General features: G+C 42.0%; 7 protein-coding genes and 1 other annotated feature. Of the genes, 3 read left to right on the top strand and 4 right to left on the bottom strand.

The window, feature by feature from the left end; all coding sequences use genetic code 11:
• Positions 1–206: 206 nt before the first annotated feature.
• Positions 207–1,187, top strand: coding sequence for a 2-hydroxyacid dehydrogenase (locus BLS16_RS03370; protein WP_092329881.1), 981 nt, complete (start codon positions 207–209; stop codon positions 1,185–1,187).
• Between the two features lie 43 nt (positions 1,188–1,230).
• The gene (locus tag BLS16_RS03365; RefSeq protein WP_092329879.1) at positions 1,231–2,406 is read left to right on the top strand and encodes a pyridoxal phosphate-dependent aminotransferase; all 1,176 of its coding nucleotides are present in this window, start codon (positions 1,231–1,233) and stop codon (positions 2,404–2,406) included.
• 65 nt (positions 2,407–2,471) lie between these two features.
• On the opposite strand, the gene BLS16_RS03360 is transcribed toward BLS16_RS03365, so the two are convergent.
• Positions 2,472–2,699, bottom strand: coding sequence for a glutaredoxin family protein (locus BLS16_RS03360; protein ID WP_014901744.1), 228 nt, complete (start codon positions 2,697–2,699; stop codon positions 2,472–2,474).
• Positions 2,700–2,853: 154 nt separating this feature from the next.
• On the opposite strand from BLS16_RS03360, the gene BLS16_RS03355 reads away from it, so the two are divergent.
• Positions 2,854–3,660, top strand: coding sequence for a carbon-nitrogen hydrolase family protein (locus BLS16_RS03355; protein ID WP_092329870.1), 807 nt, complete (start codon positions 2,854–2,856; stop codon positions 3,658–3,660).
• Between the two features lie 142 nt (positions 3,661–3,802).
• Here the strand turns inward: BLS16_RS03355 and BLS16_RS03350 are convergent, their stop codons facing one another.
• The 3 genes from BLS16_RS03350 to BLS16_RS03340 form a co-directional block, all read right to left on the bottom strand.
• The gene (locus BLS16_RS03350) at positions 3,803–4,810 is read right to left on the bottom strand and encodes an ABC transporter substrate-binding protein (RefSeq protein ID WP_092329867.1); all 1,008 of its coding nucleotides are present in this window, start codon (positions 4,808–4,810) and stop codon (positions 3,803–3,805) included.
• A 104-nt stretch (positions 4,811–4,914) separates the two neighbouring features.
• Positions 4,915–5,166 (bottom strand) — a binding site (T-box leader).
• 71 nt (positions 5,167–5,237) lie between these two features.
• Positions 5,238–6,521: an NPN-dependent 2-hydroxyacid racemase, LarAH10 family gene (larAH10, locus tag BLS16_RS03345; RefSeq protein WP_092329864.1), complete on the bottom strand. Its 1,284-nt coding sequence runs from the start codon at positions 6,519–6,521 to the stop codon at positions 5,238–5,240.
• On the bottom strand, positions 6,514–7,833 hold the full coding sequence (locus tag BLS16_RS03340; RefSeq protein ID WP_092329858.1) for a (Fe-S)-binding protein: 1,320 nt from the start codon (positions 7,831–7,833) through the stop codon (positions 6,514–6,516). Before BLS16_RS03340 ends, larAH10 begins: the two co-directional genes overlap by 8 nt.

Here is a 7,833-nt window from a genome sequence, read left to right as displayed (position 1 = left end):
AATTGGAAAGGTGTTTTTCCTGTCAATAAACTAAAATATTTTGTTCTAAGCTAGATAGATACAGGGTTAGAGGTAACTTTCGCTATGCGAAAGTTGAGTAACATTTAAATAACGAGGATATATTTAGGGATAAACTCATAATACCTCTTGCATTTGGGATTACTACTCGTATAGAATCTACTAAATTAAATAATTGGAGGTTACACATGAGTAGGTGGAATGTTTATGTTACGAATGAAATACCTAAACCGGCACTTGACATGCTAGAAGAATTTTGCGACATGGAAGTCAATCGTACTGGCAAGGTTCTTGAAAAATCCGTTCTATTAGAAAAGGTTAAGGGCAGAGATGCTGTTTTAAGTTTACTTACTGATCCTATAGATGCTGAAGTCATGGATGCAGCTAAGGGAGCTAAGATCTTTGCCAATTATGCGGTAGGCTTCAATAACATAGATATTCCCGCCGCTACCGAACGAGGGATTATGGTCTCTAATACTCCTGGAGTGCTTACAGATACTACAGCAGAGATGGCCTGGGCGTTATTATTCTCTACAGCACGAAGAGTCGTTGAATCTGATAAATACTCAAGAATGGGGAAATATGAAGGTTGGGGCCCGATGCTTTTTCTAGGGCAACAAGTAATGAACAAAACTGTTGGCGTCATTGGTGCCGGAAGAATCGGATTGTCCTTTGCCAAAAGAGCAAAGGCTTTTGATATGAAAGTACTCTATTCTGATGTTGCAGCTAATCCTGAATTCGAAAAAGAAGCAGACGGTCAATACGTTAGTCTGGAGACTCTTCTCCAGGAATCCGATTTTGTTTCAGTTCACACTCCACTTCTCCCCGAGACCCATCATTTGTTGGGCGAACGAGAGTTTAAACTTATGAAGAACACTGCGATTCTGATTAACACCTCCCGCGGGCCGGTAGTGAATGAAGCAGCGCTGGTCAAAGCTCTGCAAACTGGTGAAATATGGGGCGCAGGACTTGACGTTTATGAGTTTGAGCCGGAATTTGCTCCGGGTCTCTTGGAACTGGACAATGCCATAGTATGCCCTCATATCGCCAGTGCTACTTTTGAAACCCGTACAAAGATGGGGATTATTGCCGTAACTAATATCTTAGCGGCCATGAGAGGAGAACTTCCACCGACTTGTTTAAATCCCGAAGTATTTAAGAAAAATTAGTAAAGTGAACTAAAATATAATTCCCGCGAAAGAGGTGTTTGAAATGAAAAATGTATTTGCAGATAGAATGTCTTTACTGGGTACAGAAACTGCTTTCGAAGTTTTGGCAAAAGCCAAAAAATTAGAAGCTCAAGGCAAGGACGTGGTTCATCTGGAAATTGGGGAACCTGATTTTGATACTCCCCAGAATATTATTGATGCCGCCTGCCAGGCCCTTACCAGTGGATATACTCACTATACACCTGCTCCCGGTATCCCTGAAGTCAGAGAAACAATTGCCCAATATATCAAGCAGCAAAAAAATGTTGAGGCTACGGCTGAGGATGTAGTAATCGTACCCGGTGGAAAACCAATTATGTTTTTCTCTATTATGGCAACGGTTAACCCCGGAGACGAAGTAATTTATCCCAATCCCGGCTTTCCCATCTATGAATCGGTTATTCGCTTTGTCGGTGGAACACCCGTCCCTATCCCTTTGCGTGAAGAAAATCAATTTAGATTAGATGTTAATGAGCTAGCCCAATTAATTACCCCCAAGACAAAAATGCTCATCATAAATTCTCCCGGAAACCCTACTGGTGGAGTTCTCACCAGTGATGATATTAAAGCAATCGCCGATTTAGTAAGAGGAAAAGATATCCTCGTTCTGGCTGATGAAATTTACGATCGAATCGTGTACACTAATACTCCTCTGCTTTCTATAGCTTCTTTACCTGGTATGAAGGACTGGACCATTATATTGGACGGGTTCTCTAAAACCTACGCCATGACTGGCTGGCGATTAGGTTATGGGGTTATGCACCCAGAAATAGCCGCTCGAATTGCTCAACTGATGGTTAATTCTAACTCTTGCACTTCTGCTTTCACTCAAATGGCAGGTAAAGAGGCACTCACAGGGCCCCAAGGTGAGGTTGAAAAAATGGTAGCGGAGTTTAAGAAACGCCGTGATATTATGGTAAATGGCTTAAACTCTATTTCTGGGATAAGCTGTCTTCTACCCGAAGGTTCCTTCTATGTATTCCCAAATCTCAAATCCTTCGGAAAAAATACAAAGGAAATAGCAGATTACCTCTTAAATGATGCGGGAGTCGCTTGTCTAGGCGGTACTGCCTTTGGTTCCTATGGTGAGGGGTATCTGCGTTTTTCCTACGCAAATTCTGTAGCTAACATCGAAAAAGCTTTGGAACGCATCGAAACTTCTTTAGGTAAAATTCGCTAGTAAACTCTTTATATCATAAGAAGCCGCTGGGCACATCAACCCAGCGGTTTCTTTCTGTATTCAACTTAATGTACAAGAGCGAGAATCTTATCCTTATTAAAGCCCACAACAACTTCCTCCCCTACTAAGAAAGTAGGGACACTATTGATGTTCCGCTTCTGCAACTCTAATAAAGCGGCTTCATCATTACTAATATTCTTCTCTTCAAAGGGAATATTGTTTTGCGACAGAAACTTCTTCGCTACTGAACAGTAGGGTCAGGTATTGTTAGAAAACATAGTGACATTTTTCATTGTCTTAACCCTCCTTATTTTAATGTTAGTATTGCATTAATTTAAGTTTTCATTCTCTATAATTTTATTAAGTCCTAGGGTTTATAATACTCATATAACGTCATATGGTTAGATGCTTCGTCATGAACCAAGGACTAAGGAGGCTTACCAATAAGTGTTAAAGATCGCTTTATGTCAACTTACCGTTAACGCCAATAAACAAGACAATCTAAACCAAGCCGCTATAATGCTTGAAGAGGCTTCTGATGCCGGGGCTCAGCTTGCAGTTTTGCCTGAAATGTTTAATTGTCCATATGACATACATTGTTTCCGTGACTATGCGGAAGTCATTCCCTTGGGGGAAACAACAAAGGCTCTCTCAAAATTGGCGCGCTCCTATGGTCTTTTTCTTATTGGAGGTTCCATTCCAGAACTTGTTGACGAACTCCTCTATAATACAAGCATCGTCTTTAATCCCCAAGGAGAGATTATTGCCAAGCATCGTAAGGCACATCTATTTGATGTATGCGTCAAAAATGGGATCAAATTCATGGAATCCGAGGTTCTTTCCCCTGGAGACTCTGTGACGCTGTTTGAAACTCCTTGGGGAAAATTCGGCCTGGAAATTTGCTATGATATTCGTTTTCCGGAGTTAACTAGGAAAATGGCTAAAGAAGGGGCACTTCTGGTTATTGTCCCTGCCGCTTTCAACATGACCACCGGTCCGGCTCACTGGGAATTATTGTTCCGCAGCCGCGCCCTCGATAACCAGATCTTCATGCTGGGCACATCCCCAGCCCGAAATCCTCAAGCCTCCTATATCGCCTATGGTCATTCATTAGCAGTCAATCCATGGGGGCAAGTAATTGCTAAATTGGATGAAAGGTCCGGGATTCTCATAGCAGATCTGAATTTTAGTGAAATTGAAGAAGTTAGAGAGGCAATTCCGATTTTAAAGCAGCGTCGAGAGAATCTCTACTGAAATTCGATATTCATCAAACTAAAAATCGCACAGAAAACAAAAAGTACATGCTTGAGAGCAAAAAATTTTGAGAAAATAAAGATCCTTTCTGCGCCTCTTGTAAGGTACAGAAAGGATCTTTGATCTGATACTATCTTAGATATTATTTGCTAAATACTTGAGCAGCTTCCTTCACAACATCTTCAGGGAAATTGACTCCGATAGTGGTTGCAGTGTCTTTATTGAGATATATCTTCATGTCTGACATGGTTCTAACAGGTATATCTCCAGGATTCTTCCCATTTAATATCTCTACACCCATATCGGCAGTCTCTTTACCCAGGACACTATAGTCTATGCCATATGTTGCCAATCCTCCATCTTTGACCAATGAATCAGCTCCAACATAGACAGGTATCTTGGCATTATTAGCTATCTGGGCTACCAGTGGCATCGCCGTGGCAACTGTATTGTCAATGGGCAAGAAAATGACATCAACTTTTTCGACTAGAGATGTAGCTGCCTGTTGAACATCTGCAGAACTGGTTACGGTGGACTCAACAATTGTTAGGTTATTTTTGTTAGCATATTCTTTCAAGCCCTTAATCACGATCAGGGAGTTCGTTTCACTGGAATTATATAAAGCACCGATTGTTTTAAAATTTGGGGTAATGCGCTTGGCCAGCTCCAATATCTTTTCAGCTGAAACGGCATTAGAAGTACCAGTTACGTTTCCTCCCGGCTTTTCCAGATTAGAAACTACTCCAGACCCTAAGGGATCTGCACAAGCTGCAAAGAGGATGGGAATATCCTTTGTTTGACTTACGGCTGCCTGTACCGAGGGCGTGGCAATAGCAATAATTAGATCATATTTATTGTTAACAAATTTTGTGACAATTGTCTTTAACGTAGACTGATCCCCTTGGGCATTTTGATAATCAATAGAAATATTTTCTCCATCTTTAAACCCTTTTTCACTTAACTGGGTAACGATTGACTCCTTGATGGTATTCAGGGACGGATGTTCAACAATTTGCACGATACCAATATTCTTCTTAGCTACAGACTTGTCAGGAGTTTCTGTTTTACTAGGTGAACAGGCTGTTAGGGATAACACTAAGGTCATGGTCATTAGCACTGAGATCATCATTTTGGCCAATTTTCTTTTCATAAAAAAATACCCCCTTCAAAATAGATAACTCTCTGGCAACTGCATGTTCAATTCATTTTAAGGAATTGAACGGTGAAACAGAAAAAATAAAACGCCTATCCTAAAATAAGGACAGACGTTAATCTGCGGTACCACCTTAATTGATGCATAAATATACATGCATCCTCTCATGCAGAGTGCCAACACACCCTCAGCCCGATAACGCTGGCTTTGCGTTGGTAACTACTAAAGCAAGGCGCTTTTTCGTCCCACCCTCTGAGGCCCATTTACCCGCTCCGTTACCTGTCAAGCTTCCACCCTACTCGACTCTCTTTGAGGTTGGTCATGCGGTTTTACTTCCCCATCCACGGTTTATATGATAATAACACTCACATGCCAATAATTCAATACCTCGCCAAAAATATTCTCCTACCTGCATTCATTCTTTCTAAGAGATAATCGGAAATGTACTTCCGCCGTGAGGCATTATGTAAACGAATTTTGGCTGATTCCCCAGGATTTGCCCGGCTAATTGCCAAGCTCCTTCTATTGAAGAGGCTGGAAGCATCTTCATCCGTCTCACCACATCATCTGAAAGAGAACTCACTAAGATGACCGGGGTCTTTCGGCAAATGCTTGCCGTTCTCAAGCTTACAAAACCGGGCATTGTAAAGTCAGCATGAAGTCTGGCACTCATATCCTCAACATCACCATGATTAAAAAACTCCTCAAATGGCCGAGAACCGATCCCATCTGAGCATTCACTAACCAGGATAATGACTCCGCCCTCTCTAACTGCATAGGTTGCATTATCTAAGGCCTTGATAGATTGGTAAAGCTGGGTATCTTTAGGGTACCCCCCGCTCGAAACAAAAACCAGATCTGCTTTTTCTTCGATTTCTATGCCAAAGATTTCTTCGGTTACACGACAGCCTGCTAAATGTGCCTTCTGTAACTCACCCGCCGCAATATAAACAAACTCTTTCTTTTCGTTAACGACAACATTTAGGATAAAATCTGCACCAACGAGGCGAGCGATTTCTAACATATCTTCGGCAACCGGATTCCCTTCCATTTTTCCGGTCTGAATGTTGGGATTAAGTCCTGAAGGCCCTGCATCTTTCAGTGCCAATGAATGGTTTTTTTGAATCATTTCATAGCCGCAAACACCGGGGGCAATTGACTTACGTCCCCCGCCAAATCCTGCTAACAAATGATAGGCAATTCCTCCGGTTAGAATTACTTTATCGGCTTCCCAGACCCGGCGATTTACTTTTATAGGAGTACCAGCAGTTGAAACTCCTAAATCAACTAAGTCAGGTGCATTACACTCATGATCATAAATTGACACTCGCTCTAAAACCTTTTTTCCGCAAATAGCTGTGTGTTCCTCCAGGGTTTGCAAACGGTGATCTCCTGTTGCCGTAACAATGGAAATATCTTTATCCGACACACCAGCCTCATTAAGCACATCAAGTAAAATAGGTAAAAGCACATCTGTCCTAACCCAAAGCCGAGTAATATCACTAACGATGATTACTACTCTGTCACCGGGATTTACCACCTCAATCAGTGGAGCAGTGCCAACAGGATGCGCTAACGCCTGCCGAACAGCTTTTTCAATATCCACTATTGGCTGACTAGCTTTAGCTTCAATCTCCCGAACCTGAACTGAATCCGGCAGCTCAAAAGACAGTATTTCTTTTCCATAGCTAAGTTTAAAACTACCCAAGGCCCTTCCCCCCTATACCCCCAAATTTTTCGTTATCTTTACGCTGCTTAGATTCATAAGCCATCTCTATTAGTTGTGCCGTGTGCATCACTTGTACCGAAATCCCCTGTCGGTTAAGACCGTCAGCGATATGCATCCGACAGGCAGAACACCCCGTTACTAATAATTCTGCCCCTGTCTGTTTGATTGTGTTGACTTTATGGTCATTGATTTTAGTGGAAAGTTCGTAGTGATATAAGCTAAAGGACCCCCCACTTCCGCAGCAGGTATCCGCTTTGTCCATTTCCTGAAAGACCACTCCTGGGATACTTCTAATAATTTTTCTAGGTTGAGCTTTTACTCTTAGCCCTCGAGCAAGGTGACATGGATCATGGTAAGTTACCTTTAATGGTAAATGTCCCATTTTATCTTGGAACCCCTCTAAGGCTACTACTAATTCTGTAAAGTCCTTGACTATGGAGCCAAGCTTCTTGGCCTTTTCTAGATAGATTGGATCATCCTGCAACAATTCAGCATACTCTTCCTTTAAGCTCAAACCACATGTACCACAGGCCACGACTACCGAGTCATAGTTCTCTTTCAGAAGAACATCAATATTGGCCTTGGCCATTGTTTTTGCAGTTTCATAGTCCCCATTAATGCGAACCGGAGTACCGCAACAGTTTTGAAGGGCAGGAATTCTAACTTCTACTCCATTTTTTTTAAGGACATTGATAACTGCACGGCCAGTATCTGTGTAAATATAGTTAATCATGCATCCAGTAAAAAAGGCCACCTTCATTTTTGCTTCAGGGACGTTCACAACTTCTGGATACAAACTTTTAAAAGTTTTCTGAGCTAGCGGAGAAAGAAGTCTCCTCTTATCTATTCCCAGGGACATTCTCGGCAACACTCCTTGCCCTTCAGGTCCTTTTCGAAAAACAAGGCCTTGAAAAAATCTACCCGTTCGCATGCCCGTATCGAATATCCACCGGTTTTTTAATACTAAGCGAAAGACTAGATTCTTAAGTGGAGAGAGTCCTTTCTTTTCGGCAATCTCTTTGCGAGCTGCCTCCACAAGCTTGTCCACTTTCACCCCGCTAGGACAGTTTGCCACACAGGCCTTGCACATTAAGCATAAGGACATTTTATCAATTAAACCTTCTGATAGATCTAAGTCTTTATTAATAACTCCCCGTATAAGCTTAACTCGTCCTCTGGCAACCGTAGATTCCACCTGTAACTCCTTAAAAACAGGGCAAACATTTTGGCAAGCACCGCACCGAATGCAACGGATAGCTTCATTCTGCCAAGACTCTAATGAACGGTTCAT

The sequence above is a fragment of the Desulfosporosinus hippei DSM 8344 genome (assembly GCF_900100785.1).
GTDB lineage: Bacteria > Bacillota > Desulfitobacteriia > Desulfitobacteriales > Desulfitobacteriaceae > Desulfosporosinus > Desulfosporosinus hippei.
This window is presented reverse-complemented; position numbering and strand designations above follow the sequence as displayed.

Excerpts from the sequence above, each read along its gene's own strand:
- BLS16_RS03370 (WP_092329881.1), top strand. The coding sequence starts at position 207 with ATGAGTAGGTGGAATGTTTATGTTACGAATGAAATACCTAAACCGGCA.
- BLS16_RS03365 (WP_092329879.1), top strand. The coding sequence starts at position 1,231 with ATGAAAAATGTATTTGCAGATAGAATGTCTTTACTGGGTACAGAAACT.
- BLS16_RS03350 (WP_092329867.1), bottom strand. The coding sequence starts at position 4,810 with ATGAAAAGAAAATTGGCCAAAATGATGATCTCAGTGCTAATGACCATG.
- BLS16_RS03340 (WP_092329858.1), bottom strand. The coding sequence starts at position 7,833 with ATGAACCGTTCATTAGAGTCTTGGCAGAATGAAGCTATCCGTTGCATT.